The organism is Methylobacterium sp. TK26 (assembly GCF_055361565.1).
Window position 1 is genome coordinate 1816592 of the sequence record NZ_CM143965.1, and the last position, 24978, is coordinate 1841569.

The 24978-nt window shown below is 70.7% G+C and carries 28 protein-coding genes; 9 read left to right on the forward strand and 19 right to left on the reverse strand.

Translation table 11 applies throughout. The annotated features are described in order from the left end of the window. Positions 1-9: 9 nt before the first annotated feature. The 9 genes from ACXJ1Y_RS08735 to mdcA all read right to left on the reverse strand — a co-directional run bounded on the left by ACXJ1Y_RS08735 (position 10) and on the right by mdcA (position 9731). Positions 10-1179, reverse strand: coding sequence for an acetyl-CoA acetyltransferase (locus ACXJ1Y_RS08735; RefSeq protein ID WP_463849650.1), 1170 nt, complete (start codon positions 1177-1179; stop codon positions 10-12). Positions 1180-1225: 46 nt separating this feature from the next. Beyond that, positions 1226-2932 (reverse strand): IlvD/Edd family dehydratase, encoded by a 1707-nt coding sequence (locus ACXJ1Y_RS08740; RefSeq protein ID WP_463849651.1) that lies wholly within the window; start codon positions 2930-2932, stop codon positions 1226-1228. Positions 2933-3060: 128 nt separating this feature from the next. Continuing rightward, positions 3061-4542, reverse strand: coding sequence for an aldehyde dehydrogenase (locus tag ACXJ1Y_RS08745; protein ID WP_463849652.1), 1482 nt, complete (start codon positions 4540-4542; stop codon positions 3061-3063). A 63-nt stretch (positions 4543-4605) separates the two neighbouring features. Continuing rightward, entirely contained in the window at positions 4606-5529 is a 924-nt protein-coding gene (locus tag ACXJ1Y_RS08750) for an acyltransferase domain-containing protein (protein WP_463849653.1), read from the reverse strand. Next, on the reverse strand, positions 5526-6161 hold the full coding sequence (gene mdcG / locus ACXJ1Y_RS08755; RefSeq protein WP_463849654.1) for a malonate decarboxylase holo-[acyl-carrier-protein] synthase: 636 nt from the start codon (positions 6159-6161) through the stop codon (positions 5526-5528). The genes ACXJ1Y_RS08750 and mdcG overlap by 4 nt, the downstream gene beginning before the upstream one ends. Next, positions 6151-6867, reverse strand: a complete 717-nt coding sequence (gene mdcE, locus ACXJ1Y_RS08760; RefSeq protein ID WP_463849655.1) for a biotin-independent malonate decarboxylase subunit gamma — start codon at positions 6865-6867, stop codon at positions 6151-6153. Before mdcE ends, mdcG begins: the two co-directional genes overlap by 11 nt. After that, positions 6854-7768 (reverse strand): biotin-independent malonate decarboxylase subunit beta, encoded by a 915-nt coding sequence (locus tag ACXJ1Y_RS08765; RefSeq protein WP_463849656.1) that lies wholly within the window; start codon positions 7766-7768, stop codon positions 6854-6856. Before ACXJ1Y_RS08765 ends, mdcE begins: the two co-directional genes overlap by 14 nt. Positions 7769-7770: 2 nt before the next feature. Beyond that, positions 7771-8079 (reverse strand): malonate decarboxylase acyl carrier protein, encoded by a 309-nt coding sequence (mdcC, locus tag ACXJ1Y_RS08770; protein WP_463849657.1) that lies wholly within the window; start codon positions 8077-8079, stop codon positions 7771-7773. 5 nt (positions 8080-8084) lie between these two features. Continuing rightward, complete coding sequence (gene mdcA / locus ACXJ1Y_RS08775) at positions 8085-9731, reverse strand: malonate decarboxylase subunit alpha (RefSeq protein WP_463849658.1); 1647 nt, start codon at positions 9729-9731, stop codon at positions 8085-8087. A gap of 211 nt (positions 9732-9942) precedes the next feature. Between mdcA and madL the strand changes: the two genes are divergently transcribed. The 3 genes from madL to ACXJ1Y_RS08790 are packed head-to-tail and all read left to right on the forward strand — an operon-like array spanning position 9943 to position 11854. Further along, positions 9943-10380, forward strand: a complete 438-nt coding sequence (gene madL / locus ACXJ1Y_RS08780) for a malonate transporter subunit MadL (RefSeq protein ID WP_463849659.1) — start codon at positions 9943-9945, stop codon at positions 10378-10380. Between the two features lie 18 nt (positions 10381-10398). Beyond that, positions 10399-11163 (forward strand): malonate transporter subunit MadM, encoded by a 765-nt coding sequence (madM, locus tag ACXJ1Y_RS08785; protein ID WP_463850072.1) that lies wholly within the window; start codon positions 10399-10401, stop codon positions 11161-11163. A 10-nt stretch (positions 11164-11173) separates the two neighbouring features. Further along, entirely contained in the window at positions 11174-11854 is a 681-nt protein-coding gene (locus tag ACXJ1Y_RS08790) for a GntR family transcriptional regulator (RefSeq protein WP_463849660.1), read from the forward strand. Between the two features lie 7 nt (positions 11855-11861). Here the strand turns inward: ACXJ1Y_RS08790 and ACXJ1Y_RS08795 are convergent, their stop codons facing one another. Both ACXJ1Y_RS08795 and ACXJ1Y_RS08800 read right to left on the reverse strand, forming a co-directional pair. Further along, entirely contained in the window at positions 11862-12260 is a 399-nt protein-coding gene (locus ACXJ1Y_RS08795; protein ID WP_463849661.1) for a cell division protein ZapA, read from the reverse strand. A gap of 4 nt (positions 12261-12264) precedes the next feature. Next, positions 12265-12552 (reverse strand): DUF4164 family protein, encoded by a 288-nt coding sequence (locus tag ACXJ1Y_RS08800; RefSeq protein WP_463850073.1) that lies wholly within the window; start codon positions 12550-12552, stop codon positions 12265-12267. 357 nt (positions 12553-12909) lie between these two features. On the opposite strand from ACXJ1Y_RS08800, the gene gap reads away from it, so the two are divergent. The 6 genes from gap (at position 12910) to ACXJ1Y_RS08830 (ending at position 18554) form a co-directional block, all read left to right on the forward strand. Beyond that, positions 12910-13914 (forward strand): type I glyceraldehyde-3-phosphate dehydrogenase, encoded by a 1005-nt coding sequence (gene gap / locus ACXJ1Y_RS08805; protein WP_463849662.1) that lies wholly within the window; start codon positions 12910-12912, stop codon positions 13912-13914. A gap of 86 nt (positions 13915-14000) precedes the next feature. Further along, positions 14001-14477: a hypothetical protein gene (locus tag ACXJ1Y_RS08810; protein ID WP_463849663.1), complete on the forward strand. Its 477-nt coding sequence runs from the start codon at positions 14001-14003 to the stop codon at positions 14475-14477. Between the two features lie 40 nt (positions 14478-14517). Next, positions 14518-15720, forward strand: coding sequence for a phosphoglycerate kinase (locus ACXJ1Y_RS08815; RefSeq protein ID WP_463849664.1), 1203 nt, complete (start codon positions 14518-14520; stop codon positions 15718-15720). Positions 15721-15783: 63 nt separating this feature from the next. After that, on the forward strand, positions 15784-16854 hold the full coding sequence (gene fba / locus ACXJ1Y_RS08820; RefSeq protein ID WP_463849665.1) for a class II fructose-bisphosphate aldolase: 1071 nt from the start codon (positions 15784-15786) through the stop codon (positions 16852-16854). 33 nt (positions 16855-16887) lie between these two features. Continuing rightward, on the forward strand, positions 16888-17541 hold the full coding sequence (locus ACXJ1Y_RS08825) for a thiamine phosphate synthase (protein WP_463849666.1): 654 nt from the start codon (positions 16888-16890) through the stop codon (positions 17539-17541). After that, positions 17538-18554 (forward strand): tetratricopeptide repeat protein, encoded by a 1017-nt coding sequence (locus ACXJ1Y_RS08830; RefSeq protein ID WP_463849667.1) that lies wholly within the window; start codon positions 17538-17540, stop codon positions 18552-18554. Before ACXJ1Y_RS08825 ends, ACXJ1Y_RS08830 begins: the two co-directional genes overlap by 4 nt. Position 18555: 1 nt before the next feature. Here the strand turns inward: ACXJ1Y_RS08830 and ACXJ1Y_RS08835 are convergent, their stop codons facing one another. The 8 genes from ACXJ1Y_RS08835 to ACXJ1Y_RS08870 form a co-directional block, all read right to left on the reverse strand. Continuing rightward, positions 18556-18960: a cupin domain-containing protein gene (locus ACXJ1Y_RS08835; protein WP_463850074.1), complete on the reverse strand. Its 405-nt coding sequence runs from the start codon at positions 18958-18960 to the stop codon at positions 18556-18558. A 53-nt stretch (positions 18961-19013) separates the two neighbouring features. After that, entirely contained in the window at positions 19014-19439 is a 426-nt protein-coding gene (locus ACXJ1Y_RS08840; RefSeq protein WP_463849668.1) for a DUF779 domain-containing protein, read from the reverse strand. A 130-nt stretch (positions 19440-19569) separates the two neighbouring features. After that, the gene (gene adh, locus ACXJ1Y_RS08845; RefSeq protein WP_463849669.1) at positions 19570-21093 is read right to left on the reverse strand and encodes an aldehyde dehydrogenase; all 1524 of its coding nucleotides are present in this window, start codon (positions 21091-21093) and stop codon (positions 19570-19572) included. A gap of 198 nt (positions 21094-21291) precedes the next feature. Continuing rightward, positions 21292-21639, reverse strand: a complete 348-nt coding sequence (locus ACXJ1Y_RS08850; RefSeq protein WP_463849670.1) for a DUF3325 domain-containing protein — start codon at positions 21637-21639, stop codon at positions 21292-21294. Beyond that, positions 21636-23150 carry a PepSY-associated TM helix domain-containing protein gene (locus tag ACXJ1Y_RS08855; RefSeq protein WP_463849671.1) on the reverse strand — a complete coding sequence of 505 codons (1515 nt, stop codon included), beginning with the start codon at positions 23148-23150 and terminating at the stop codon, positions 21636-21638. Before ACXJ1Y_RS08855 ends, ACXJ1Y_RS08850 begins: the two co-directional genes overlap by 4 nt. After that, positions 23147-23497, reverse strand: coding sequence for an iron transporter (locus ACXJ1Y_RS08860; protein ID WP_463849672.1), 351 nt, complete (start codon positions 23495-23497; stop codon positions 23147-23149). The genes ACXJ1Y_RS08855 and ACXJ1Y_RS08860 overlap by 4 nt, the downstream gene beginning before the upstream one ends. Positions 23498-23602: 105 nt before the next feature. Further along, a complete protein-coding gene (locus ACXJ1Y_RS08865; protein ID WP_463849673.1) occupies positions 23603-23851 on the reverse strand; it encodes a hypothetical protein in 249 nt (82 codons plus the stop codon). Positions 23852-23952: 101 nt separating this feature from the next. Further along, positions 23953-24738 carry a cold-shock protein gene (locus tag ACXJ1Y_RS08870; RefSeq protein WP_463849674.1) on the reverse strand — a complete coding sequence of 262 codons (786 nt, stop codon included), beginning with the start codon at positions 24736-24738 and terminating at the stop codon, positions 23953-23955. Positions 24739-24978: the final 240 nt, after the last annotated feature.

Genomic DNA, 24978 nt, shown 5'->3' on the forward strand with positions numbered 1-24978 from the left:
CTGCGCGCGCTACTTCCGCCGCTCCAGGATCGACACGTAATTCGCGACCGCCGCGCCGCCCATGTTGAACACGCCCGCCAGCTCGGCGCCGGGCACCTGCATCTCGCCGGCCTCGTTCATGAGTTGCAGGCAGGCCATGACGTGCATCGAGACGCCGGTCGCGCCGACCGGGTGGCCCTTGGCCTTGAGCCCACCCGACGGGTTCACCGGCAAGCGGCCGCCCTTCTCCGTCATCCCCTCGCGGACGATCCGAAAGCCTTCGCCCGGTGCGGCGAGGCCCATCGCCTCGTATTCGAGAAGTTCGGCGATGGTGAAGCAATCATGGGTCTCCACGAAGGAGAGGTCCTCGTTGCCGATCCCGGCCTGCGCGCGGGCCTTGTCCCAGGCGCGGCGGGCGCCCTCGAAGGCGGTGGGGTCGCGGCGGGACAGGGGGAGGATGTCGTTCACCTGCGCCCGCGCCGGGAAGCCGATGGCCCGCTCCAACCGCGCGGCGGTCTCGGCATCGGCCACCACGATAGCGGCGGCGCCGTCCGAGATCAGCGAGCAATCCGTGCGCCGCAGCGGCGCGGCGACGTAGGGGTTCTTGTCGGAGACCCTGTTGCAGAAGTCGAAGCCGAGATCCTTGCGCAGCTGCGCGTAGGGGTTGCCGACGCCGTTGCGGTGGTTCTTGGCGGCGATGCGGGCCAGTTCCTCGCTGCGGTCGCCGTAGCGCTGAAAGTAGCCCGCCGCGATCCGCCCGAACACGCCCGCGAAGCCGCCCTCGATCTCGGCCTCCTCCTTCCGGTAGGAGGCGCCGAGCAGGATGTCTCCGGTCTCGGCGACGGACTTCGCCGTCATCTTCTCCGCGCCGACCACGAGGGCGATGCGGCCCCGGCCGCTGTCCACGAAGTCGAGGGCCGCGTAGAGCGCCGCCGAGCCGGTGGCGCAGGCGTTTTCCAGATGCGTCGAGGGGACGTGAGCGAGGTCCGGCTGGTTCAGGGCCACGAGGGAGCCCTCGAAGCCCTGCTTCGAGAAGCCGGTGTTCATGACGCCGACATAGATGCCGTCGACCTCGGACGCCGCGACGCCGGCATGGGTCAGCGCCTCGCCGGAGACGCGGGCGATCAGGCTCTCGACATCCGGGTCTTCCAGCTTGCCGAAGGGGGTGTGGGCCCAGCCCACGATGCAGGCGCGCGTCATCGTTTCTCTCCCGTTGCGCGGACGATGGCCCCGCCGATCCCCCGGATCAAGGGCGGTCGGGCGCGGCTCCGGCGAGGAAGTCGAAATCGCATCCCTCCGGCGCCTGGGTGACGCTGCGCCGGTAGAGGGCCTTGTAACCCCGCTTCGGCGAGGGCGGCGGCTCGTGCGCGGCGAGGCGCCGGGCGATCTCCTCCGGCGCGACCAGCAGGTCGATGCGCTTGTCCTTCACCGAGAGGCGGATGCGGTCGCCGTCGCGCACGGCGGCCAGCGGCCCGCCGATGGCCGCTTCGGGGGCGACGTGCAGCACGATGGTGCCGAAGGCCGTGCCGGACATGCGTGCGTCCGAGATGCGCACCATGTCCTTCACCCCGGCGCGGGCGAGCTTCTTCGGGATCGGCAGATAGCCGGCCTCCGGCATGCCGGCGGCGTGCGGGCCGGCATTCTGAAGGACGAGGATGTCGTCGGGCGTGACGTCGAGGTCGGGATCGTCGATCCGGGCCGAGAGGTCTTCGAGCCCGGTGAACACCACCGCCCGGCCCTCGGTTTCGAACAGGCCGGGCGTCGCGGCGGCGCGCTTGAAGATCGCCCCGTCCGGCGCAAGGCTCCCGCCGAGGGTGATGAGGCCGCCCTGGGGCGAGACCGGATCGGCGAAGGGCCGGATCACCGCGCGGTCGACCCAGGATTCCGGCTCGTCCAGCCGCTCGGCCAAGGTGCGGCCCTCGATGTCCACGGTGTCGAGGTGCAGGAGCGGGCGGAGTTCGCGCAGCAGGGCGCCCATGCCGCCGGCCGCGTGGAAATCCTCCATGTAGCCGTCGCCGACCGGCTTCAGATCGACCAGCACGGGGGTCTCGTCCGAAATGGCGTTGAACCGCTCGTAGGGGATGCGGATGCCGAGCCGGCCGGCGATGGCGGTGAGATGCACGATGGCGTTGGTGGAGCCCGACACCGCCATCAGCACGCGGATCGCGTTCTCGACCGATTTCGGCGTGATGACCCGGCTCGGGCGGATCTTCGTCTCGATGAGGCGCACGGCGGCGCGGCCGGTCTCCTCGGCGGCGACGAGCCTGTCGGAATGGACGGCCGGGATCGCTGCCGTCCCCGGCAGGGACATGCCCAGCGCCTCCGCGATGCAGGCCATGGTGGAGGCGGTGCCCATCACCGCGCAGGTGCCCTGCGTGACCGAGAGCCGGCCCTCGACCTCGGCGATCTCGTCGGAATCGACGGTGCCGGCGCGGTACTTCGCCCAAAACCCCCGGCAATCGGTGCAGGCGCCCAGCCGCTGGCCCCGGTGGCGGCCGGTGGACATCGGCCCGGTGACGAGCTGGATCGCCGGCAGGTCGGCCGAGGCCGCGCCCATGAGCTGGGCCGGCACGGTCTTGTCGCAGCCGCCGATCAGCACCACCGCGTCCATGGGCTGGGCGAGGATCATCTCCTCCGTGTCCATGGCCATGAGGTTGCGGTAGACCATGCTGGTCGGGTTGAGGAACACCTCCCCGAGGGACACGGTCGGGAACGGGCGCGGCAGCGCGCCGGCTTCCAGCACCCCGCGCGAGACCGCCTCCACCAGTTCCGGCATCCCCCGGTGGCAATTGTTGAAGCCCGAGGGCGTCATGGCGATGCCCACCACCGGCTTGTTCAGGAGCCGGGGCGAAATCCCCATGGAGCGCGCGAAGGAGCGCCGCAGGTACCGGGCGAAATCCCGGTCGCCGTAATTGGTGAGGCCCCGGTCGAGGCCGTGCGGTTCGTCGGTCATCGTGGCTCCTCGGGCCTCACCGCAGGTGGAATGCGATCCACGCCGCGGCGAGCAGGATCAGAACGGTCAGGGCGTAACGATAACCGGGTCTCACGGCGGCGACGATCACCTGCGATGCGAAGGGCGCCTCAGCGCATCACGAACGGATTCTCCGGCGCGTCGCGGCTGGTGGAGATCCAGATGCTCTTGGTCTCCAGATACTCGCGGATCGACTCGATGCCGCTCTCGCGGCCGAGGCCGGAGCGCTTCATGCCGCCAAACGGCATCATGTAGCTGACCGCCCGGTAGGTGTTCACCCAGACCGTGCCCGCCTTCAGGCCCTTCGACATCCGCATCGCCTTGCCGATATCCTGCGTCCAGACGCCGGCCGCGAGGCCGTAGATCACGTCGTTGCCGAGCTTCAGCGCCTCGGCCTCGTCCTCGAAGCCGATGATCGACAGGACCGGGCCGAACACCTCCTCCTGCGCGATGCGCATGGAGTTCGTCACGTCGGCGAAGATCGTCGGCTCCACGAACTGGCCGCCCTTCACGCCCTCGCCGGTCGCCGGGTTGCCGCCGAAGACGCAGCGCGCGCCCTCCTTCTTGGCGACCGCGATGTAGTCCAGCACCTTCTGGTACTGCGGCGGCGTGGTGATCGGCCCGATATTGGTGCCCGCCTCCATCGGATCGCCGAGCTTGGCAGATTTCGCGAGTTCGATCAGCCGGGCGGTGAATTCCTCGCGGATGCTGTTCTGCACGAGGAGGCGTGAGCCCGCGATGCAGGTCTGGCCGGTGGCGGCGAAGATGCCGGAGATGGCGCCGGCGGCGGCCATCTTCAGGTCGGCGTCGGCGAAGACGATGTTGGGCGACTTGCCGCCGAGTTCGAGGGCTACGCGCTTCACCTGCTTGGCGGCGTCCGAGTAGATCCGCGCGCCCGTCGCATCCGAGCCGGTGAAGGTGATCTTGGCGACGTCGGGGTGCTCCACGATGGCCGCGCCGGTCTCGGCGCCGTAGCCGGTCACGACGTTCAGCATCCCGTCCGGCAGGTCCGCCTCCTTGAGGAGGGCGGCGAATTCCAGCGTGCTCGCGGAGGCGAACTCGGACGGCTTGATCACCACGGCACAGCCGGCGGCGAGGGCCGGCGCGCATTTCCAGGCCACGAAGAGCAGCGGCGAGTTCCAGGCGGTCAGCGCGCCGACCACGCCCACCGGCTCGTGGGTGGTGAACGCGAAGGTCTCCGGCTTGTCGATCGGCACCTGCGTGCCCTCGATCTTGTCGGCGAGGCCGGCGAAGTAATACCACCATTCCGGCTGGTAGCGGGTCTGGCCGTGCATCTCGGCGAAGAGCTTGCCGTTGTCGCGGGTCTCGATCTCCGCGAGATGCTTGGCCTCGCGGGCGACGATGTCGCCGATCTTGCGCAGCACCTTGCCCCGCGCCGAGGCGGTCATCGTGGACCAGGGGCCCTCGGTCATGGCGCGCTTGGCGGCCGCGACGGCCCGGTCGACATCCGCCTTCGAGCCGCGCGGGATCTTCGCCCAGGGCTCTCCGCGATACGGATCGACCGAGTCGAACCACTCGCCGTCGACCGGGTCGACGAACCGGCCGTCGATGTAGTGCTGGTAGGTCTTCATGGCGCGGGTTCCCTGGCGCGGCGGCTTGCCGGGATATGGGGGAGCCGGCCTCCCCGGCCAGCCTCAGCCGCGCCCGATCCAGTCGCGCACGCCCTCCACCGAGCGGAATGCGTCGAGGGCATGGACCCGGACACCGGGCAGGGCGGCCTCAGCCATGGTGGCGAGTGCGTGGCCGGGGCCGAGTTCGAGCACATGGGTCGCGCCGTACTCGCCGCAGGCCTCCAGGCAAGCGGCCCAGTCGATCGTGTGGGAGATCTGCCGCGCGAGCTTGTCGAGCCCGGCCTGCGGCTGGAACACCGCCGCCCCGTCGAGGCCGCTCAGCAGACGCGGCGCGGAAGGCGGCGGCCGGTGCAGGTCGGCCTCCGCCAGGATCTGCCGGAAACGCTCCGAGGCGGCGGCAAGCAGGGGCGTGTGCGAGGGCGTCTCGACGGCCAGCGGCACGGCCCGCTGGGCGCCCTGCGCCAGGGCGTCCGTGCAGAGGGCGTCGAGGGCGTCGCGTTGTCCGCCGACCACGCCGCTATCGGCGCCGTTGCGGATGGCGAGGTGGCATTCGTGCCGCCGGGCGAGGTCGTCCAGGGCCTGCAGGGTGAGACCGCGAATGCCCGCGAGGCCGAACCCCTCGCCGGAAGCCAAATCCATCGCCTCCGCGCGGGCGGCGGCCAGCCGCAGGATCGTGGCGGCGTCGAACCGGCCCGCGACGCCCCAGGCGGCGAGGTCGCCGATGGAATAGCCCGCCACGATGGCCCGGCCGGGCTGGCCCGAAGCGATGACGCTCCAGCCCGCGAGCGCTGCGACGCAGCACAGGATCTGCCCCGTGCGGTTGCCGTGCAGCCCCTCCCCGGCCTTCGCGAGGTCGCGCGGATCGGTGCCGCCGAGGAGCGGGCGGGCCGCCTCGAAGACGGCTTCCGCCTCCGGCCGCGCGGCGGTGAGGTCGAACATGGCCGGGTGCTGGCCGCCCTGGCCCGACAGGAGGATCGCGAGGGTCATAGCGCCACCGATCGCATCGCCACCCGGTCGAGGTATTTCACCAGCACGGTGCCGCCGGGCGGCGCCTCGTGCAACTCCCGCCACTGCACCCCGCCGCCATCCGGCAGGAGGATTTCTCCGTCGAGGCGCATCGGCGCCTCGGCATCGATGCGGGCGAGGCCGTCGAGGAACGCGCGCGGGACCGGCCCCGGCCACAGCAGGTCGAGGTCGGACGTGGGTGAGAGATAGGTCAGGCCCGTCACCGTCTGCCACAGCAGGGCACCGAAGGGCCGGGGCGTCACGCCATGCTCGGCGGCGAGTGCCAGCAGGGCGTCGATGGCGCCCCGCCACGCGGCCGGCGCGTGGGGCGCGGCCTCGGCGAGGCTCGGCGGCGTCACCGGGCGCAGGGCTTGCGACGGCAGGGCAAGGCCGATCCGGCGCTTGCCGTCGGCAGGCGGCAAGGGCAGGCCGAGCGGCACGAGGTCGTCCCCCTCCCCCGGCACGCGGCGGCGGACGATGAGCGGGCGGCCCGCCTTCGCCCAACCGGGCAGGTGCGGCACGCCGTCGAGGTCGGGCCGCCCGGCGAGCAGCGCGTCCCAGGCGGCGGGCGCGGCGGCGACGAGGTCGTGGCGGGCGAGTGCCTCAGCCGGCACGGAGCCGCCCGGCGACGAGGCCCGCGATCTCCTCCGCGACCGGGCGCCCTCCCCGTTCGCGGCCGAGGCGGTCGCGGACGTCGCCCTCCGGCCGGTCGGCGATCAGGGACGCGATCTGCGGCCCCAGGGGCGTGGCGGGGTCGAGCACCGCGTGGACGGCGCCCGTGGCAAGCATGTTGTCCAGGCCCGGCGCGAAGACCGGCGTCGATTGCGCCATCTCCTGAAGCTTCTCCAGCGGCAGCTTGGTGACGCGGGCGACGGAGGGCAGGTCCATCACGCTCGGATTGGCGCCGGGGAGCGCCGCGAGCACCCGCGTCGCCAGGGCCGTGGCGATGAAGGCGCCGGCCGCCGAATGTCCGTAGAGCAGGCCGACGGTCGGGTGCCCGTGCCGGTCGGCGAGCAGCAGCGCCTTGGCGAGGTGGGCGAGGCATTCGTTGAGGCCGAGGAGTTCGTCCCGCCGGCTCATGCGCTGGCTGTCGGAATCGACCGCCACGAGGATCGGCGCCTTGTCCCCCGCCCGCACCGCGTCGAGGACGTGGCCGGCGAGCGTCAGCGCGCCCTCGACGCCGAGCGGCGTGTCGCCGTCGATGCCGATCACCCGCATCCGGCCGCCGTCGAAGGGGCCGTCCCCGGCGACGAGCCCGTCCGCCACCGTGACCGCATGGCCCTCGGGGAAGAGAGAGGCGAGGATCTCAGCGAGCGTCATGGCGGGCCTCCTGCACGCGGGCGACGGTCTCCTCGAAGGCGCGCGTGTCCATGGCGGGGACCGCCTCGGGATCGTTGACGCCGAGCCGCGCCCAGATCTCCGTGGCGTCCCGGCAATCGCCGAAGCGCTCGATGCGGGCGCGCAGGCGCGCCTGCTCGGCCTCCAACGTCGCGAGGTCGAAGGCCGGCGCCCGGCCGATCAGGTCGAGGGCGGCGGCGCGGAAGGCCGCCACGGTGTCGTCGCAGAAGGCGTCGGCCCCGCCGATCAAGCGGCGGTGCTTGCCGCCCATGGTGCGCCAGACCAGCGCCCGGTCGCGGGAATCGAATTCCTCGGCGCCCTTGTTGGTCTCGATGACCTCCGGCCCCGAGACCGAGATACGCCCGCCCTCCGAGACGGCCAGCCGCGAGCAGGTGCCGGCGATGAGCCCGCCGCCGCCGTAGCAGCCGGCCCGGCCGCCGATCAGCCCGATCACCGGCACCCCCGCCGCGCGGGCCTCGGTGATGGCGCGCATCGTCTCGGCGATGGCGGTCTCGCCGGCATTGGCCTCCTGCAGGCGGACGCCGCCGGTATCGAACAGGAGGAGCACGGCCTCGGGCTTCGCCGCGACGGCGGCCCGGAGCATCCCCACGAGCTTGCCGCCATGGACCTCGCCGAAGGCCCCGCCCATGAAGCGGCCCTCCTGCGCGGCGACGAAGACGGTCCGGCCGTCGAGCGCACCGGAGCCGACGACGATGCCGTCATCGAAGGCGCGGGGCAGGTCGAACAGGGGCAGGTGCGGGCTCATCCGCCGCTCGGCCGGGCCGATGGCCTCGCGGAAGCTGCCGGAATCGAGGAGCGCGTCGAGGCGCTGGCGGGCGCTGGCCTCGTACCAGCTCAGGCGGTCGCGGTCGGGTCCGGCCATCTCTACGCCTCCAGCAGCCGCGCGCCCTGCAACAGGCGCAGGGAGACGGTGTCCGGCCGGGCGCCGCCGTCGTTGATCGAGATGCGCACGCCGCCGGGCTGGGCGCGGGCGACGAAATCCGCCACCACCGCCTCCCAGACTGGGCCGTAGCCGGCGATCGGCGTCTCGATGGCGATCTCGAACGCATCCGGCGGCAGCACCCGCTCCAGCAGGATTTCGAGGTTGCCGGAGGCCACGACCCCGGTGATCGCCTGGGCCCTGGTGCCGGGCAGCGGCTTCTGCGTGGTGTGGCGGAAGGTCAGGGATTCCATGACACTCACCAGTTCCTGAACTTGGCCGGCGGCTCGTAGAGCCCCCCGGACCAATGCACGAGATCCTTGATCGAGCGCGCGGCGAGCAGCGAGCGGTCGGCGTCCAGGGGCTCGATGCCGAGGTCTTCCGGCCGGCGGATGATGCCCCGCGCGCGCAACTCCTCGACCTTCGCCCGGTCGCGTCCCCGACCGATCTCGGTGTAGCCCGCGACCCCGCGGATCGCCTGCTCCCGGTCGTCCGCGTCGCGGCAGAGGAGGAGGTTGGCGATCCCCTCCTCTGTGACGATGTGGGTCACGTCGTCGGCGTAGATCATGACCGGCGCCAGTTCGAGGCCGATCTTCTTCGCGAGCTCCATCGCGTCGAGCCGTTCCACGAAGGTCGGCACCAGCTTGTCGCCGAAGGTCTCGACCAGCTGCACCACGAGCTTGCGCCCGCGCATCAGCGCCGGATCGCCGACGACTTGCGCCTCGCGGCCCGCCTTCATCCAGGCGTCGGAGGGGTGGCGGCGGCCGTGCGGGTCCGAGCCCATGTTCGGCGCCCCGCCGAAGCCCGCGACGCGGGACTGCGTGACGGTCGAGGAATGGCCCATCAGGTCGATCTGGAGGGTCGCGCCGATGAACATGTCGCAGGCGTAGAGCCCGGCCGTCTGGCACAGCGCCCGGTTCGAGCGCAGCGACCCGTCCGCCCCCGTGAAGAACACGTCCGACCGCTCGCGGATGTAGCGGTCCATGCCGACTTCCGAGCCGAAGCAGTGAACCTGCTTCACCCAGCCGGATTCGATGGCCGGGATCAGGGTCGGGTGCGGGTTCAGGGCGAAGTGGGTGGCGATCTCGCCCTTCAGCCCCAGCTTCTCGCCGTAGGTCGGCAGCAGCAACTCGATGGCCGCCGTGCCGAAGCCGATGCCGTGGTTGAGCCGGCGCACGCCGTACTCGGCGTAGATCCCCTTGATCGCCATCATGGCGATGAGGATCTGCGTCTCGGTCATCGCCGCCGGGTCGCGGGTGAACAGCGGTTCCACGAAGAACGGTGTGTCCGCCTCGACCACGAAATCCACCCGGTCGCCGGGGATGTCGACGCGGGGCACCTTGTCCACGATCTCGTTGACCTGCGCGATGACGACGCCGTTCTTGAAATGCGTCGCCTCCACGATGGTCGGCGTGTCCTCGGTGTTCGGCCCCGTGTAGAGGTTGCCCTCCCGGTCGGCCGAGACGCCCGCGATCAGCGCCACGTGCGGCGTGAGGTCGATGAAGTAGCGGGCGAAGAGTTCGAGGTAGGTGTGCACCGCCCCGAGCTTGATCTGGCCGCCATAGAGCATCTTGGCGACGCGGGCGCCCTGCGGACCCGAATAGGAATAGTCCAGCCGCTCGGCGATGCCGGTCTCGAACACGTCGAGATGCTCCGGCAGCACGATGCCCGACTGCACCATGTGCAGCCCGTTCACCTTGGCCGGATCGCATTGGCTGAGCGCGCGGGCGAGGCAATCCGCCTGCTTCTGGTTGTCGCCTTCGAGGCAGACCCGGTCCCCCGGCTTCAGCACCGCCTCCAGCAGCGCCACCGCCGCGTCCGCCGGTACGACCTTCCCCCGCGCGTGCGCCCGCCCCGCCTCGATGCGCGCGTCGCGGGCCTTCCTCTCCCCGCGCCAGTCGGCCATCGCTCGTCTCCCTTGTATGCGAGAATGAGGTTAGCGCGCCAAAGTGAATTTTCAAACCGTTAATTTTCACATTCTCGTATATCGCATTGCCAAATCGGCACGATGTTGCATACGTTAGGGCTAACAAACCCAGGGAAAGGACACGCCCCATGCCGCATCCGGCGGAATCCGTCAGCGCGCCGTCGCCGCTCCGTCACGGGAGGGCCGCGCGATGATCGTCTTCGGTGTCGCCCTGCTCGCCGCCTGCACGCTGATCGGCGTGTATCTCGGCGACCTCCTCGGGATCGCCCTGGGCGTGAAGGCCAATGTCGGCGGTGTCGGCATCGCCATGATCCTGCTCATCGCCGCCCGGATCTGGCTCGACCGGCGGGGGAGGCTGTCGAAGGGCGTCAAGTTCGGCGTCGAGTTCTGGGCCGGGATGTACATCCCCATCGTCGTCGCCATGGCGGCGCAGCAGAACGTGGTCGCCGCGCTGACCGGCGGCCCCATCGTCATCATCGCGGCGGTGGGCTCGCTGGTCCTGTGCTTCGGCGCGGTGGCGCTGCTCAGCCGCTTCGGCGGACGGGGCCACACGGGCGCAGAGGCCGCCCAAGCCGGCGCCGTCATCGAGGGCGACGCCGACAAGATCGCGCCGCGGCGGGAGGTCTGAGCGATGAACAGCACCGGCATCTGGCACGGCATCGAGCACGTCTTCATCGAGCAGAGCCTCGTCGCGGCCTTCGCCGTCGTCGGCGGGCTGATCCTGGTCTCCAACTACGCGGCGAAACGCCTGACCAACGGCCGGGTTCACGGCTCGGCCATCGCCATCGTGCTCGGGCTGGTGCTCGCCTATGTCGGCGGGCTCTACACGGGCGGAAAGAAGGGCGTCGCCGACATCCCGGCGCTCACCGGCATCGGCCTGATGGGCGGGGCGATGCTGCGCGACTTCGCCATCGTCGCCACCGCCTTCGAGGTGGACGTGATCGAGGCCCGCCGCGCCGGATTGCTGGGCGTGCTGGCGCTGGCGCTCGGCACGATCCTGCCCTTCATCGTCGGCACGCTGACGGCGGTGGCGTTCGGCTATCACGACGCGGTGTCGATCACGACCATCGGCGCGGGGGCGATCACCTACATCGTCGGCCCGGTGACGGGGGCGGCCATCGGCGCCGATTCGACGGTGATGGCGCTCTCCATCGCCACGGGCGTGACCAAGGCGGTGATGGTGATGGTCGGCACGCCGCTCGTCGCCAAGCTGATCGGGCTCGACAATCCCCGCTCCGCGATGGCCTATGGCGGCCTGATGGGGACGGTGAGCGGTGTCGCCGGGGGCTTGGCGGCCACCGATCCGAAGCTCGTTCCCTACGGCGCGCTGACGGCGACGTTCCACACGGGCATCGGGTGCCTCGTGGGACCGTCGATCTTCTTCCTCACGGTGCGCGCTCTCGTCGGCTGAGGGGCTGGGCATGTACGGCGGCGAAGCGGTGGAGAGTGCGGAGCGGGGGCTCCTGTCGGAGCGCATCCGCAACGCGCTGACGGACGCCATCGCGGCGGGGGATTTCGCCGCCGGCACGACCCTCGACGAACAGCTTCTCGCCGACCGCTACGGCGCCTCGCGCACCCCCGTGCGGGAGGCCCTGCGCCAGCTCGCCGCCTCGGGGCTCGTGGAGATCCGCCCCCGCCGGGGGGTGGTGGTGGCGCAATTCACCCCGCAGCGGATCGGCGACATGTTCGAGACCTCCGCCGAGGTCGAGGCCTTGTGCGCCCGGCTCGCCACCTACCGCATGACGCCCCTCGAACGGGGGGCGCTCATCGACCTGCACGACCGGTCGGCGGATTCCGTCGCGACGGGGGATGTCGACACCTACGACCGGCTGAACCGCGCCTTCCACGAGGCGCTCTACGCCGGCACCCATAACGGCTTCCTCGCGGAGCAGGCGCTGGCCCTGCGCGAACGCCTCGCCGCCTTCCGGCGCACGCAATTGCGCCAGGGCGACCGCATCCACCGCTCGCGAGAGGAGCACGGCGAGATCCTGGCCGCGATGTCGGAGGGAGACGGCGAGAGGGCCGCCCGCCGGATGCGCGCGCACATGCTGCGCGCCGCCGCCGCGCTGGGCCGCTACATCGCCGGGCCGGGGTCCGAGTGAGCGGAGGCTAGTTCTCCTCCCCGCCCCGCCCGAACGGCGCGCTGCCGATGGGGGCGTTGAGGGCGTCCGCGAGGCGGGCGAGCCGGCCGGCGGCGGCGGTGATGCCCTCGGCCGCCCGCGTGGCCGCCTCGTCCCGGTTCCGCTCCGCCGCCTCGACCACGCTGCGCGACTGCGCCACCTCGGTCTCCAGGGCCGCGAAGCGCTTGCGCAGGTCGGACAATTCGTCCGAGATCGTCAGCGCGGCCATTACATGCAGCCGCATGTCGCCGATCTCGCCGAAGCTCTCCCGCATCCGCGCGACGCGCTCGCTGAAATCCTGGGTAAGGCCGGTGAGGTGCGCCTCCTCGTCCTTGCCGCAGGACATGCGGTAGGTCTTGTTGTCGATGGTGACGGTGATGATCGGCATCCGGTCAGTGCCTTTCCAGCACGCCGGCCACGGCGGCGATGGCCCTGTCGAGCCGGCTTCCGACCTCCCCCGATGTCGCCTCCACCTGCGCGAGCCGGGCGCTCGCGGCGTCGAGGGCGGCGGCGAGCCGGCTCCGGTCCTCGCCGAGCAAGGACAGTTCGGCGTCGCGGTCATCGGGGGCGGCCTCTGCTTCGAGCCGGCGGGTCACGCTCGCCTCCAGGCGCGCAAGGACGGTGTCGAGCCGTTGCAAGGCTTCGGACACGGGATCTGAATCGGGCACGTCGGACGGCATCGTCATCTTGAGTGAGGGCATGGTGCGGGCAGGCCCAAGTGTCGACCGGATGGTTCACGATTTCCAGGGAAAAAGCCTCTCCGAGGAATCTCTGCAGTCTTCGACCGGTGCAATTCACCGAAGTTCGTGACAACCAGTGGTTTGTCACTTCCCGTCGTTTGACAGGTCGGGGCGCCATGCTAGACAGCCGCGCGTTCCCGAAGTGGACCACCGAGCCGCCGCCGGGCGGGCCCGCGACCGCATTTCCTTCGCCGCATTCGAGAGCGTTGTGGCGGTGCCGGAATGGCGGTGCACCGGTTCATCCCCGGTTCAAGCCCGCGCCAGCAGGGCTGCCCGGAATCAGGAAGGATCATTGCCGTGACGAAGGTTGCCATCAACGGGTTCGGGCGCATCGGCCGCAACGTGCTGCGCGCCATTGCCGAGTCCGGCCGTAAGGACATCGAGGTCGTGGCGATCAACGATCTCGGCCCGGTCGAGACCAACGCGCACCTGCTCCGTTTCGATTCCGTGCATGGCCGCTTCCCGGGCCAGGTCGCGGTCGATGGCGAGTTCCTCGTGGTCGATGGCCGCCGCATCAAGGTGACGGCCGTCCGCAACCCGGCCGAGCTGCCGCACCGCGACCTCGGCGTCGACATCGCCCTCGAGTGCACCGGCATCTTCACCTCGAAGGACAAGGCCAAGGCCCACCTCGACGCCGGCGCCAAGCGCGTCCTCGTCTCGGCCCCCGCCGACGGCGCCGACCTGACGGTCGTCTACGGCGTGAACCACGACAAGCTCCAGGCCGACCACCTCGTGGTCTCGAACGCCTCCTGCACCACAAACTGCCTCGCGCCGGTCGCGAAGGTGCTGCACGAGGCCATCGGCATCGAGCGTGGCTTCATGACCACGATCCACTCCTACACCAACGACCAGCCGTCGCTGGACCAGATGCACAAGGACCTCTACCGGGCCCGCGCCGCGTCGCTGTCGATGATCCCGACCACCACCGGCGCCGCCAAGGCCGTGGGCCTCGTGCTGCCGGAGCTGAAGGGCCTCCTTGACGGCACCTCGATCCGCGTGCCGACCCCGAACGTCTCGGCGGTCGACCTCGTGTTCACGGCCAAGCGCCAGACCACGGTTCAGGAGGTCAACGACGCGATCAAGGCTGCGGCCGCCGGCCCGCTCAAGGGCGTCCTCGGCGTCACCGATCAGTCGAACGTCTCGATCGACTTCAACCACGATCCCCATTCGTCCACCTTCCACCTCGACCAGACCAAGGTGATGGACGGCGTGCTCGTCCGCATCCTGACCTGGTACGACAACGAGTGGGGCTTCTCGAACCGCATGGCCGACACCGCCGTCGCCATGGCCAAGCTGATCTGATCGACCGCGACCGACCCCGCCGCCCCCGATGGGCGGCGGGGTGATCTGTTTTGACACGGCGTTCCTTCGGAAGGGTGGTTCTCGGGATGGCAGACGCGTCGCAGGGCTCTTCGAGCGGACAGGGTTTCATTCCCCAGGCTCCCGCTTCGGCACCTCCGCCTCCTCCCGCACCCGCCGCTCCACCGCCTTCCGCCGTTCCCGCCGCCGGCTCCGCCGCGGCCCCGGTGACGTCCATTTCCGCCAACCAACTCTTCGACCAGCTCGCGCGGATCGAGGACAAGGCCTCGCGCATCGAGGACAAGTACGCCCGCTCCGAGGCGCTGCTGTCCCGCGTCGAGGACAAGGTCGAGGGCGCCACCGGCCGGATGAACGAGGCCGCCCGCCAATCCGACCTCGCCGCCCTGCGCAACGAGGTGCGCGGCCTCGCCGAGCGCACCCGCCGTCTGCCGGGAACCGGCGCCCTCGTCCTAACCGCCGTCATCACCGCCGTGCTGACGGTCGCGCTGATGGTCGCGCTGCAGCGCTTCAACCTCGACCAGCTGCTGCCGCCGCGCGCCGGCTGATCCCGCCTTTCCCCGATAGTCCGACCCCTCAAAGGACCCGATGAGCGCCTTCCGCACCCTCGACGATGCCGGCTCGCTTCAGGGGAAGCGCGTGCTCCTGCGCGTCGACCTGAACGTGCCCATGGACAACGGCCGCGTCACCGACGCGACCCGGATCGAGCGGGTCGTCCCGACCATCCGCGAGATCGCCGGCAAGGGCGCGAAGGTGGTGCTGCTCGCGCATTTCGGCCGTCCGAAGGGCAAGCGCGAGGCCAAGGATTCCCTTGAGCCGGTGGTGCCGGCCCTGTCGAAGGCGCTGGGCCAGCCGGTTGCCTTCGCCGCCGATTGCATCGGCGATCCGGCGGCCCAGGCCGTCGCCGCGATGAAGGACGGCGACGTGCTCCTGTTGGAGAACACCCGCTACCATGCGGGCGAGGAGAAGAACGAGGCGGGCTTCGCCGACGCGTTGGCCGCCAACGGCGACGTCTACGTCAACGAGGCGTTCTCGGCCGCCCACCGCGCCCACGCCTCGACGGAGGGCCTTGCCCACCGCCTGCCGGCCTATGCCGGACGCGAGATGCAGGCCGAGCTCGACGCCCTCACCAAGGGCCTGGAATCGCCCCAGCGCCCGGTCATCGCCCTCGTCGGCGGCGCCAAGGTGTCGTCGAAGATCGACCTCCTCGAGAACCTCGTCGCCAAGGTCGACATGCTGGTGATCGGCGGCGGCATGGCCAACACCTTCCTGCACGCGCAGGGCAGGCCGGTAGGCAAGTCCCTCTGCGAGAAGGACCTCGCCGACACCGCGACCCGCATCCTCGCCGCCGCCGAGAAGGCCGGCTGCCGGATCATCCTGCCGGTCGATGCCGTCTCGGCCTCCGAGTTCAAGGCGAACGCGGCCCACGAGACCGTCCCGGTCGATGCCGTGCCGGAGACCGGCATGATCCTCGATGCCGGCCCGCAATCGGTCGCCGAGATCAACGCCGCCATCGACGGCGCCAAGACCCTCGTCTGGAACGGCCCGCTCGGCGCCTTCGAACTCACCCCCTTCGACGCGGCGACCGTCGCGGCGGCCCGGCACGCGGCCGAGCGCACGAAGGCGGGCCAGCTGGTGTCGGTGGCGGGCGGCGGCGACACCGTGGCCGCACTCAACCACGCTGGCGTCGGCCAGACCTTCACCTACGTCTCGACGGCAGGCGGCGCCTTCCTCGAATGGCTGGAGGGCAAGGCCCTTCCGGGCGTTGAGGCGCTGCGCGCCAAGGGCTGAGCTGGAATTTCACGCCCTCACGGGCGTTTGCATCGCGACACACCGAACGGGAAGGCGGACAATATGGCACGGATCACCCTGAGGCAGCTCCTCGACCACGCCGCCGAGCATGAATACGGCGTGCCGGCCTTCAACCTGAACAACATGGAACAGGGGCTCGCCATCATGGCGGCCGCCGATGCCACCGATTCGCCGGTCATCCTGCAGGCGAGCCGGGGCGCCCGCGCCTATGCGAACGACATCGTGCTGGCCAAGCTGATCGATGGCCTCGTCGAGATCTACCCGCACATCCCGGTCTGCATGCACCTCGACCACGGGAACAACGAGGCGACCTGCGCCACCGCCATCCAGTACGGCTTCACCTCCGTGATGATGGACGGCTCGCTCAAGGCCGACGGCAAGACCCCTGCCGACTATAACTACAACGTCGAGATCACCCGCAACGTCACCCAGATGGCCCATTGGGCCGGCGTCTCGGTGGAAGGCGAACTCGGCGTGCTCGGCTCGCTGGAGAGCGGCCAGGGCGAGGCCGAGGACGGCCACGGCGCCGAGGGCACCCTCTCCCACGACCAGCTCCTCACCGACCCGGAGGAGGCGGTGAAGTTCGTGCAGGCGACCAAGGTCGATGCGCTGGCCGTCGCGATGGGCACCAGCCACGGCGCCTACAAGTTCACCCGCCAGCCCGATGGCGACGTGCTGGCCATGAACGTGATCGAGGAGATCCACCGCCGCCTGCCGACGACCCACCTCGTCATGCACGGCTCCTCCTCGGTGCCGCAGGACCTGCAGGACATCATCAACCAGTACGGCGGCCAGATGAAGCCGACCTGGGGCGTGCCGGTCGAGGAGATTCAGCGCGGCATCAAGCACGGCGTGCGCAAGATCAACATCGACACCGACAACCGGATGGCCATGACCGGCCAGATCCGCAAGGTGCTCACCGAGAACCCCTCGGAGTTCGACCCGCGCAAGTACCTCAAGCCCGCCATGGACGCGATGACGAAGCTCTGCCGGCAGCGCTTCGAGGAGTTCAACACGGCGGGCCAGGGCTCGAAGATCCGTCCGATCTCCGTGGCCGAAATGGCCAAGCGTTATGCCAACGGCTCCCTCGACCCGAAGATCGGGGCGCAGTAAGCGAAGGCGGTTTCAGCCTCGCATCCAGGGCCCATGGTCGATCAACGTCTCGCTCTCCTCGGTCCCCACGGCCTCGACGCCGCGGGGGCCGAGGCTCTCCTGCCCGCCCTAGAGGCCGCCTGCGCCGCAGGCGACGTCGCGGCGGTGATCCTGCGGCTCGCCCCCGCCGACGAGCGGGCGCTGACCGCCCTCGTGAAGCGCGCCTCCGCCATCACCCAGGCGCGGGAGGCCGCCCTCGTCATCGCCTGCCCCGGCTTCGCGGGAGACCTCGTGCAGGTCGCCGCGCGGGGCGGCGCCGATGGAATCCATCTCGACAAGCCCCGCGACCCCGCAAGCGACCTCGGCGACCTGCGGTCCCGCCTGAAGGACGGGCGCATCCTCGGGACTGGCGGGCTCGAATCGAAGCACATCGCCATGGAAGCCGGCGAGGCGGGCGTCGATTACCTCATGTTCGGCGGCCTCTACCCGGACGGCGCCGCGCCGGACGCCGAGACCGTGCTGGCGCGGGCCGGCTGGTGGGCCGAGATCTTCGAGACGCCCTGCGTCGCCGTCGCCGCGACGGAGATGGAGCTGCCCGCGCTCGTGGAGACCGGCGCCGAGTTCGTCGGCCTCGAGAGCGCGCTCTGGCTGTCCGATCCGGCCGCCGTCGCACGGGCTCAGGCCCTCATCGGAGCGCAGGCCGGATGAGGATGCGCGCCCTCGCCCTCGCCGCCCTCCTGATCGCCCAGGGGCCGGCCCACGCCGCCTCGGTGGTCGATCCGAAGGCCACCGACGTGCCCCCCGCCGACAAGAAGCCGTCGCGGGAACTGCCGACGCCCTACACGCCGAACTACAGCGGCGGCGCCGTGCCCCCGGTGAGCGGCCAGCCGCCGGATTTCGCCTATGGCGCCTACCAGCGCGGCCAGTACGTGACCGCCTTCCGCGAGGCGACCAAGCGCATCGAGGCCGACCCGAAGGATTCGGCGGCGATGACGCTGCTCGGGGAATTGTACAACCAGGGGCTCGGCGTTCCGCAGAACCCGGTGAAGGCGGCCGACTGGTACAAGCTCGCCGCCGCGCAGAAGGACCCGGCGGCGATGTCCTCGCTCGGCCTGATGGCCCTCGACGGGCGTGGCGTGGCGCGCGATCCCAAGGCCGGGCGGCGCTGGCTCGAACAGGCCGCCGCCATCGGCTCGCCGGCCGCATCCTACAATCTCGGGTTGATCCTGATCGGCACCGGCCTGCCCGCCGACGAGGCCGAGGCCGCCAAGCAGTTCCGCAAGGCCGCCGACGCGGAACTCGGGCCGGCGCAGCACGATCTCGGCGTGCTCTACCTGCAGGGGCGCGGGGTGCCCAAGGACCCGACCGAGGCGGCCTCGTGGTTCCGTCGTTCGGCCGACAACGGCGACCTCGCGGGCGAGGTCGAGTTCGCGATCCTGCTGTTCAACGGGACGGGCGTGCCGAAGGACGAGCGGGCGGCGGGCCGCTACTTCCTGCACGCGGCTAAGCGCGGCAACGCCATCGCGCAGAACCGCGTCGCCCGGCTCTACGCCTCGGGGCGCGGGTTGCCGAAGAACCTCGTGGAGGCGGCCGCCTGGAACCTCGCCGCCGCCGGGCAGGGCCTGTCCGATGCGTGGCTGGACCAAGCCGTCGCCGGGCTCTCCGCCGAGGAGAAGGCGCGGGCGGAACGGCTCGGCAACGACCGGATCGAGGCCCAGTAGGTCAGGCTTCGGCCTTCGACCAATCCACCCCGGCTTCCAAGTCCGGCAGGAGGACGACGCTCTCCTGCTCGTTCGGATCGGTGCGGGCGATCACCGCCACCACCGGCTCCGTGCGGCTGCGGTTGTAGGGCAGGTGCGGGACGTTCGCCGCGATGTAAACGAACTCCCCCGCCCCGGCGATGGCGTGGTGTTCCAGCCGCTCGCCCCAGAAGCAGCCCGACACGCCCTTCAGGACGTGGATCGCCGTCTCGTGCGCCTCGTGCTTGTGCGCATGGGCGCGCTCGCCGGGGGCGATCTCCAGAAGCTGCATGTGCAGCGCCGTGGCGCCCACCGCCTCCGCCGAGATGGCGTGGCGGTAGAGGTGGCCCTGCTTGCCCCGGAAGGGCGCACCCTCCCGCACCACCATGAGGCCGGCTCGTTCGCTCACCTGATCCTCCCGCTGGACTCAGCGACAGGACATCACAACCGGCACGCGCCGCCAAGCGCGTCGTTCTCGGCTTGGGTGAAGAGACGCGAGCGGATGTGGAAGCGCTTCTCGCGGCCGTTCTCCAGCGAGAACATGCCACCCCGGCCGGGCACCACGTCGAGCATGATGTGGGTGTGCTTCCAGACCTCGAACTGCGTGCGCGAGATGAAGAAATCTGCTCCGCCGACCTGGCCGAGATGGACGTCGCCGTCGCCGACGATGAAGTCGCCGACCGGATAGCACATCGGTGAGGAGCCGTCGCAGCAGCCGCCCGACTGGTGGAACATCACCGGCCCGTACTCGCCCTTCAACTCCTCGATCAGCGCCAGGGCCACGGGCGTTGCGGTGACGCGAAGGGGCGTCCCGTCCGCGCCGGTCTGTTCGGCGGTGGTGGCCTCGACCGTCTCCGTGGCGCTCATGCGCTCCTCCCGTTCGTTGGTACCGGTGGGATCTATGGCCGTCAGGTGGGGGCGGCGACCCCCGGACGCAAAGAGGCCCCGGCCGAATGACCGGGGCCCAAGGCAGTCTCGGGGGGAGACTCGGCGAGGCTCAGAAGAATCCGAGCTTCTTCGCCGAGTAGCTAACCAGCATGTTCTTCGTCTGCTGGTAGTGGTCGAGCATCATCTTGTGCGTCTCGCGGCCGATGCCGGACTGCTTGTAGCCGCCGAAGGCCGCATGGGCCGGGTAGGCGTGATAGCAGTTCGTCCAGACGCGGCCCGCCTGGATCGCCCGGCCGAAGCGGTAGGCGCGGGTCCCGTCGCGGGTCCAGACGCCGGCGCCGAGGCCGTAGAGCGTATCGTTGGCGATGGAGAGGGCGTCGGCGTCGTCCTTGAAGGTCGTGACCGACAGGACCGGGCCGAAGATCTCCTCCTGGAAGATGCGCATCTTGTTGTGGCCGCGGAACACGGTCGGCTTCATGTAGAAGCCCTCGGCCAACTCGCCCTCGCGCACGCCGCGCTCACCGCCGGTGAGGCACTCCGCGCCCTCCTGCTTGCCGATGTCGACGTAGCTGAGGATCTTCTCCAGCTGCTCGCTCGATGCCTGGGCGCCGATCATCGTGGCCGGATCGAGGGGCGAGCCCTGCGTGATCGCCTCGACGCGCTTGATCGCCCGCTCCATGAACCGGTCGTAGATCGATTCGTGGACGAGGGCGCGGCTCGGGCAGGTGCAGACTTCGCCCTGGTTGAGGGCGAACATCGTGAAGCCCTCCAGCGCCTTGTCGAAGAAGTCGTCGTCCTCGTTCGCCACGTCCGCGAAGAAGATGTTCGGCGACTTGCCGCCCAGTTCCAGCGTCACCGGGATCAGGTTCTGCGAGGCGTACTGCATGATGAGGCGGCCAGTGGTCGTCTCACCCGTGAAGGCGATCTTCGCGATGCGCGGCGAGGAGGCCAGCGGCTTGCCGGCTTCCAGGCCGAAGCCGTTCACGATGTTCAGCACGCCCGGCGGCAGCAGGTCGCCGATGATCTCCATCAGCACCAGGATCGAGGCCGGGGTCTGTTCGGCGGGCTTCAGCACCACGCAATTGCCGGCGGCCAGCGCCGGGGCGAGCTTCCACACCGCCATCAGGATGGGGAAGTTCCACGGGATGATCTGGCCGACGACGCCCAGCGGCTCGTGGAAATGGTAGGCGACGGTGTCGTGGTCGATCTCGGAGATCGAGCCTTCCTGCGCCCGCACGCAGCCGGCGAAGTAGCGGAAATGGTCGATGGCGAGGGGGATGTCGGCGTGCGTCGTCTCGCGGATCGGCTTGCCGTTGTCCCAGGTCTCGGCCAGGGCGAGGAGGTCGAGGTTCTCCTCCATCCGGTCGGCCATCTTGTTCAGGATGCGGGCGCGCTCGCCCGGCGCGGTGCGGCCCCAGGCTTCCTTCGCGGCGTGGGCGGCGTCGAGCGCCCGGTCGATGTCGGTCGAATCGGAGCGGGCCACCTCGCACACGACCTTGCCGGTGATCGGCGAGGTGTTCTCGAAATAGCGGCCGGCATTCGGGGCGACCCACTGGCCGCCGATGAAGTTCTCGTAGCGCGACGAGAACGGCGACTTCGTGCGGCTGTCGCCGAAGAATTCGGGCTTGTTCATGGGCGTACTCCCTGGGTTGGGCCCGGCCTCGCGGACCGCGGCTCATTGATTCGGCCCCCTTGAGGGGGTCCGTGCCGCGTCCCTCGGCTCCGGGCTCTAGCCAATGTCAGATGGCTGCTCGAAGCAAGGTGGACTTTTGGCCGATGCTCCCCGACGCAAGAGCTTACGCCTGCCGCGAACCCTTGGCGACCCCGCCCCTCACGCCGCCAGGGCGAAGGGCAGGCAGGCCGCCGCGAGGGGCAGAGCGGCCAAAGCCGCCGGCCGCAGCCAGCCCGGCCGGAAGGTGAGGCACAGGGCCACTCCCAAAGCCGCCGCCGTGATGGCGCCCGTCGCCTGGACCGGCCCGAAATTCCACCCGTCGAGGGCGATGGCGGCGGCGAACGACAGGACGATCCCGGCCCAGCCGACCGCCCGCAGGGGCCGCACGCGCCCGCGCGGCACCGGCCCGCGCAGCGCGACGCGGTGATGCCTGTCGAGGCTGAGGGCCAGGGCCGCCATCCCGGCGAAGGCCAGGGCGGCGCACAGGAGGAGGGTGGGCGCGCTCATGCCTCGGCCACCCGCGTCGCGGCCCTTTTTGCGAGGGCCGAAGGGGGCCGCGCGGCCGTCCGTGCCGCGACGATCAGCAGGGCCCCCACGAGGAGCATCGCGATGTCGAAGGGCACGAAGCGCGGCTCGCCGATCAGGGCGAGGTCGGCCGGGACGATGGCGACGAAGGTCGCGGCGGCAAGGCCGAGGGTCAGCGGCCACGCGAGGCGGCGCGGCGCCAGGGCGCCCGCGAGCGCGACGCCGACCCAGGCGCCGAAGAACAGCCCGACCTCCCACGAGGCCCGCCCCGCGATGTCGAGGGGCAGCAGCCGGTTGGCCAGGAAGAACGCGGCAATCCCGGCGGGCAGGCCGGCGATGGTCCCGACATTCAGGATCCGCACGAGGCGCAGACCGAAGCCCTCCGGGGCCGCGCCCTTCGGCGCCCGCGCCACGGTCCAGAGCACGAGGCCGGAGGCCACGGTGGCGGCGCCGAGGAGGCCGCACAGGAAGAACAGCACCCGCAGGGCGTGCGGGGCGAAATGCGCCTCGTGCAGGCCGTACATCACGGTCGCGGTGCGCGTCGCCGGCCCGGCCGGCAGGTTGCGCGCGAGCTCGGCGCCCGTCACCGCGTCGTAGGCGATCTGCGGGTGGAGATGGGCGAGGCCGTGCGGCTCCTCGAACACCGCGCTCACCGTCGCGGCGGCGTCGCCCGGCGAGGAGACCATCAGCGCCTCCGGCAACTCCCCGCCGTCCTTTCCGGCGATGCGGACGATCTCCCCCAGGGGAAGCCCCTCGGCGGCTGTGCCGGCCGGCATCCGCCCCTTCGGCATCAGCCCCGCCTCGACGTAAAAATGCGGTGCCTCGTCCTTGTAGGCCGCCTGCAGCCCCCAGGGCATCAGCATCGGCCCAAGGGTCATCAGGCCCGTGTAGGTGATCATCAGGTGGAAGGGCAGCGCCAGCACGCCGAACAGGTTGTGCGCGTCGAGCCACGCCCGCTGCCGCGAGCGGTCCGGCCGGAAGGTGAAGAAGTCGGCGAAGATCCGCCGATGGGTGACGATGCCGGAAATGAGCGCGATCAGCAGCACCATCGCGCAGGCGCCGACGATCCAGCGCCCCACGAGGGGAGGCAGCGCCAGCTCGAAATGGAAGCGATAGAGGAATTCGCCCGCCTGCGTGTCGCGGGCGCCCGTCGGTGTGCCGGTCACGGGATCGAGGAGGGCGTGGTGGAACGGGCCGGCGAAGCTCTTCCACCAATAGACCTCAGTCAGCGGCTGATCCGGCTTCGGCAGCATGACGAGCCAGCCACCGGAATCGGGGGCCTGCTTGGCGAGGAAGCCCGCCGCCGCTGTCGCGGATTGGGCCGGATCGATCACGGTCTCCCGCAATTCGGGCCGCATCCAGCGGGAGATGTCGTCCTTGTAGTAACTCGCCGTGCCGGTCACGAAGACCGCGAACAGCACCCAGCCGACAATGAGCCCGGCCCAGGTGTGCAGCCACGCCATGGCGGGGCGGAAGCGCTTGGCCTCGCTCATGCCGGCACACCCGCCGAGAAACCGCCCGCGAGCCACAGGCAGGCCGCGAGGATTGCCGCCGTCCCGAGGATGCCGAAGGCGGCCCGGCGGAGGGTCGCGGCGGCGAAGACGAAGACGACGGCACCGGCCATCACCGCGAAGCTCGCCAGCATCGCCGTCGACACCGCCTCCGCCCGCGACAGGGGCAGCGTCACGGCGCCGAGGGCTGTCACGAGGGCGGCCACCGTGTAGCCGCCGAACGCCGCCAGGGCGACCCGGCCCGCGACGGCGAGGCGCCCGCGCCATTCCGACCCGCTGCGGGTCGGCGGATCGCGGGAGGCGTCGAGGGGTGGCGAGTCGCTGGCCATGGCGTCGGGTAGCAGCGGCCGGCGACGCTCGGCAATCGCTATCTTTCGGAACGATTCCAACAAGACGCCAAGCACTTGGCCCGTCTCAAAGGAATCGGTTCGCGCTCAGCGGCCGTTGGTGCCGCGCCCCTGGCGCTGGACCCCGGCGGCGGCGGCCGAGGCGCTGGGCGGCAGGGCCGTGGCGGCGGGGTTTCCACCGGAAGGAGCGCCGGGCGTGACGACGGGGGCGGTGCCCGTGTTCGTCTCGCGGCCCGAGGCGTAGCCGGCGTTCACGCCCGCATAGAAGCCCGTGAAATCCTCGGCCCGGGCCGGAAGGGCGGCGAGGAGGAGAAGCAGCGGCAGGCGGCGGATCATGCGGAACCCAGCGCGTGAAACGAGAACGGCGGCCCGTGGGGGCCGCCGTTTCGAACCTGTCGTGGCATCGCGGCGACAGAGAGGCGCCGCGAGACCCGAACTCAGCCGTCGACGCTGATCGAGGAGGCCTCACGGCCCTTCATGCCCTCGACGACGCCGAGCGTGACCTGCTGGCCCTCGGCCAGGGAGTCGAGGCCGGCGCGGGCGAGCGCGGAGCGGTGGACGAACACGTCCTTGCCGCCGTCGTTCACCGAGACGAAGCCGAAGCCCTTGGCCGGATCGTACCACTTCACGGTGCCGACCATCTCGGTCGACGGGCCGGACGGGGCACGACCGCCACCGCCGCCGCCGCCACCGAATCGGTCGCCGCCACGGCTGCCGCCACCGCCGAAGCGATCGCCGCCGCCGCCGCCGAAGCCCTCGGTGCGCGGACGGAACTCACGGCGGGGCGCCGGAGCCTCGGCCGTGGAGGTGTCGACGCTGGTCACGCTCGTGACCTGCGGACCCTTCTGGCCCTGGGCGGTCGTCACCATCAGCTTGGTGCCGGGCATGAGGTCGTCATGGCCGGCCGCCTCGACGGCCCGGATGTGGAGGAAGGCATCGCCCGAACCGTCGCCGAGTTCGACGAAGCCGAAGCCCTTCTCCTTGTTGAACCACTTTACAGTGGCATCGCGCTCAGGGCCCGTCGGAGCCGGCGCCGCGCCACGGGCCGGACCGCGGTCGAAGCCGCCGCCGCCGTAACCGCCACCGCTGCCATAGCCGCCGCCACCGCCGCCGCCATAGCCCCCGCCAAAGCCGCCCGAGGGAGCCTGATCAGGCCATCTCGGCTCACCGCTCTCGTCGAAGCCGCGCTTCTGCGGCCCCCTGAAATCACGACCACGTCCCATTAGAAGCTCGCAAAAACCGTCCGCCGCCCGTATTCAAAATACACGCCGACCATTGCGGAGGATCGGCGGCTCGCACTGCGCATTACCCCAGGTCACGCTAACCAAGAATAATGGCTTAGTCCTGACGCAATCGGGCCTTGACCGCAAGGTCCTTTAAGGCCGAAACGCGGCGGTTCAATCACTTTCCTGACGCAAGTGTCGCGCGGAGGGTGAGTGGCGTTAGCGAAATGCAAAGTCCGG

Bases quoted from the DNA above. Each gene is read 5' to 3' on its own strand.
- adh (WP_463849669.1), bottom strand. From the start codon at position 21,093: ATGAACAAGCCCGAATTCTTCGGCGACAGCCGCACGAAGTCGCCGTTC.
- ACXJ1Y_RS08870 (WP_463849674.1), bottom strand. From the start codon at position 24,738: ATGGGACGTGGTCGTGATTTCAGGGGGCCGCAGAAGCGCGGCTTCGAC.
- ACXJ1Y_RS08790 (WP_463849660.1), top strand. From the start codon at position 11,174: ATGTACGGCGGCGAAGCGGTGGAGAGTGCGGAGCGGGGGCTCCTGTCG.
- mdcC (WP_463849657.1), bottom strand. From the start codon at position 8,079: ATGGAATCCCTGACCTTCCGCCACACCACGCAGAAGCCGCTGCCCGGC.
- ACXJ1Y_RS08745 (WP_463849652.1), bottom strand. From the start codon at position 4,542: ATGAAGACCTACCAGCACTACATCGACGGCCGGTTCGTCGACCCGGTC.
- ACXJ1Y_RS08825 (WP_463849666.1), top strand. From the start codon at position 16,888: ATGGTCGATCAACGTCTCGCTCTCCTCGGTCCCCACGGCCTCGACGCC.
- ACXJ1Y_RS08855 (WP_463849671.1), bottom strand. From the start codon at position 23,150: ATGAGCGAGGCCAAGCGCTTCCGCCCCGCCATGGCGTGGCTGCACACC.
- mdcA (WP_463849658.1), bottom strand. From the start codon at position 9,731: ATGGCCGACTGGCGCGGGGAGAGGAAGGCCCGCGACGCGCGCATCGAG.
- ACXJ1Y_RS08750 (WP_463849653.1), bottom strand. From the start codon at position 5,529: ATGACCCTCGCGATCCTCCTGTCGGGCCAGGGCGGCCAGCACCCGGCC.
- ACXJ1Y_RS08800 (WP_463850073.1), bottom strand. From the start codon at position 12,552: ATGCCGTCCGACGTGCCCGATTCAGATCCCGTGTCCGAAGCCTTGCAA.
- ACXJ1Y_RS08810 (WP_463849663.1), top strand. From the start codon at position 14,001: ATGGCAGACGCGTCGCAGGGCTCTTCGAGCGGACAGGGTTTCATTCCC.
- ACXJ1Y_RS08835 (WP_463850074.1), bottom strand. From the start codon at position 18,960: ATGGTGGTGCGGGAGGGTGCGCCCTTCCGGGGCAAGCAGGGCCACCTC.
- ACXJ1Y_RS08850 (WP_463849670.1), bottom strand. From the start codon at position 21,639: ATGAGCGCGCCCACCCTCCTCCTGTGCGCCGCCCTGGCCTTCGCCGGG.
- ACXJ1Y_RS08735 (WP_463849650.1), bottom strand. From the start codon at position 1,179: ATGACGCGCGCCTGCATCGTGGGCTGGGCCCACACCCCCTTCGGCAAG.
- ACXJ1Y_RS08830 (WP_463849667.1), top strand. From the start codon at position 17,538: ATGAGGATGCGCGCCCTCGCCCTCGCCGCCCTCCTGATCGCCCAGGGG.
- ACXJ1Y_RS08815 (WP_463849664.1), top strand. From the start codon at position 14,518: ATGAGCGCCTTCCGCACCCTCGACGATGCCGGCTCGCTTCAGGGGAAG.
- ACXJ1Y_RS08795 (WP_463849661.1), bottom strand. From the start codon at position 12,260: ATGCCGATCATCACCGTCACCATCGACAACAAGACCTACCGCATGTCC.
- ACXJ1Y_RS08860 (WP_463849672.1), bottom strand. From the start codon at position 23,497: ATGGCCAGCGACTCGCCACCCCTCGACGCCTCCCGCGATCCGCCGACC.
- mdcE (WP_463849655.1), bottom strand. From the start codon at position 6,867: ATGACGCTCGCTGAGATCCTCGCCTCTCTCTTCCCCGAGGGCCATGCG.
- ACXJ1Y_RS08765 (WP_463849656.1), bottom strand. From the start codon at position 7,768: ATGGCCGGACCCGACCGCGACCGCCTGAGCTGGTACGAGGCCAGCGCC.
- ACXJ1Y_RS08740 (WP_463849651.1), bottom strand. From the start codon at position 2,932: ATGACCGACGAACCGCACGGCCTCGACCGGGGCCTCACCAATTACGGC.
- ACXJ1Y_RS08865 (WP_463849673.1), bottom strand. From the start codon at position 23,851: ATGATCCGCCGCCTGCCGCTGCTTCTCCTCCTCGCCGCCCTTCCGGCC.
- madL (WP_463849659.1), top strand. From the start codon at position 9,943: ATGATCGTCTTCGGTGTCGCCCTGCTCGCCGCCTGCACGCTGATCGGC.
- fba (WP_463849665.1), top strand. From the start codon at position 15,784: ATGGCACGGATCACCCTGAGGCAGCTCCTCGACCACGCCGCCGAGCAT.
- ACXJ1Y_RS08840 (WP_463849668.1), bottom strand. From the start codon at position 19,439: ATGAGCGCCACGGAGACGGTCGAGGCCACCACCGCCGAACAGACCGGC.